At 40.8% G+C, this 1,883-nt stretch carries 2 protein-coding genes; one reads left to right on the forward strand and one right to left on the reverse strand.

Features of this window, described 5'->3' with window-relative positions:
* Positions 1-501 precede the first annotated feature (501 nt).
* On the reverse strand, positions 502-861 hold the full coding sequence (locus JMY09_RS14280) for a hypothetical protein (RefSeq protein ID WP_144297953.1): 360 nt from the start codon (positions 859-861) through the stop codon (positions 502-504).
* A 172-nt stretch (positions 862-1,033) separates the two neighbouring features.
* On the opposite strand from JMY09_RS14280, the gene JMY09_RS14285 reads away from it, so the two are divergent.
* Positions 1,034-1,883, forward strand: an 850-nt coding sequence (locus JMY09_RS14285) for a potassium/proton antiporter (protein ID WP_201624610.1), incomplete at its 3' end; no start/stop codon positions are given.

A 1,883-nucleotide genomic window follows, 5' to 3' on the forward strand; every position in this document is an offset into this window, starting at 1 on the left:
TTACGTTTAATGCCTCTTGATACGCCGATTATCAAGAGCGTCATCTACGAGTACTACGCATTTACCAAACTCAACACCCCGTGTTAAACCTCTCTAATCCACGACTCCATTCAAGTCCTCACTAGGGTACCGAACCAGTGAAATCGGTTTATCATAGGCATACTTACAATAGATTATAGGCGTAATAATAGTACGCTTGAAGTGGTTTTACTGCATTAGTCTATTTTAAACGGTCTATCAATGGGCTTAAAGGGTGATATAGCTGTTTCCACTCGGGTATACCCGAAATGAATCAGTAACTTAATGCCAGATTGAGAAGCTTTTCCTAAAAACTGTGTAACTGCTTATAATCCAATAGCAGGAGAATAAGCAATGACTACTCAATCTGACATTAAAAAACCGGCTGAGCAAATGGCCAGCAGCATGAGCAGCTTAAAAGTTTGAGAAAAAGGTGTGTTATTTAAAGTCTTATCTACTACAGCTCCATAGCTATACTGGAAGTTATTTAACCTGCGCTGTTTCTAATAAACTGCCATCTTTATCGAATAAGCAGTCGACGATAATGAGCGGAGCCGCATCCAAACTATCTTCAGCGTAGTAATGTGTTATGACTTCAAAGTTACCATTATTTAATCGTCTGTAGTCTGTGTTTTTTCGTTTAATGTCCATAGACTTAAAGCCTTTAAGCATGGGCTGTACTGCTTTCTGGCACTTCGTTAGCAATGCAATCTTTGATGTTTTTTGAGCTTGTTCGAGTTCAGTATTTCTTTTTTTATCAAATGGGTTACTGCCATTTTGAATCCAAATATAAAATGCTGCAAATGTAATAATAGATAGTCCTGTCAGTGTCTCTTTTTTCATAATATGACTCGTTTAGCAATAATAGAATAAGATATTTACTAACATACAAGCATAGCTCAGTTATTCTTAAGGAGCATGTTAAAACAATAATTAACCGTTGAAAGCAATGGGTAAATGTTACTCCCGTTCTGGTTAGTTCAGCTTAGTATTATAAAATAGGGCTTAATGAAACATGGATACCTTAAATATCGTGTATCTCGTAGGAGCAGTATTAATTTTCGCCAGTATCATGGCAAGTACGTTATCGGCGCGTTTGGGTGTTCCACTTTTGCTATTGTTTTTAGTCGTCGGGATGCTTGCTGGTGAAGAAGGTATCTTGGGTATTGAATTTTCTCAATATGCGATAGCCAATTTTGTCGGACAAGCAGCCTTAGCCTGTATTTTGTTAGATGGCGGGTTGCGCACCTCTGTTAAATCATTCCGAGTTGGCTTAAAACCAGCCATCACACTGGCTACTTGGGGCGTACTTGCGACAGTCATGATACTGGGTGTATTCGTCACATGGCTGCTGGATGTCGATTGGCGCTTTGGCTTATTACTGGCAGCAATCGTGGGTTCAACCGATGCGGCAGCGGTATTTTCACTGTTGCGTAATGGCGGTGTTAAATTAAATGATCGTGTCCAAGCCACGCTTGAATTAGAGTCGGGCGCCAACGACCCTTTAGCGATTCTGTTAGTCACTGGATTGATTGCTTTAAATGTTGATCCTGCCGGACAGACAGCGCTAGGCTTCTTAGGCCTACTATTACAACAGCTTAGTTTTGGTTTAGGAATGGGCTTGTTCTTTGGCTATTTCCTATCTCGATTATTACCCAAGATACATTTGGCAGAAGGTATGTATGCCATTTTAATAATGTCGGCGGGTTTAGCAGTGTTTTCTGCCACTAACTTACTGGGCGGTAGTGGGTTTCTCGCGGTCTTTATCGCTGGTATTATGATTGGCAACCATAAGGTACGCTCAACTGAGCATGTCATGCGCGTGATGGACAGCTTTGCGTGGTTGTCGCAAGCGGTGTTATTTG

Source organism: Psychrobacter urativorans (genome assembly GCF_904846695.1).
In the GTDB taxonomy this organism is placed as follows: domain Bacteria; phylum Pseudomonadota; class Gammaproteobacteria; order Pseudomonadales; family Moraxellaceae; genus Psychrobacter; species Psychrobacter urativorans.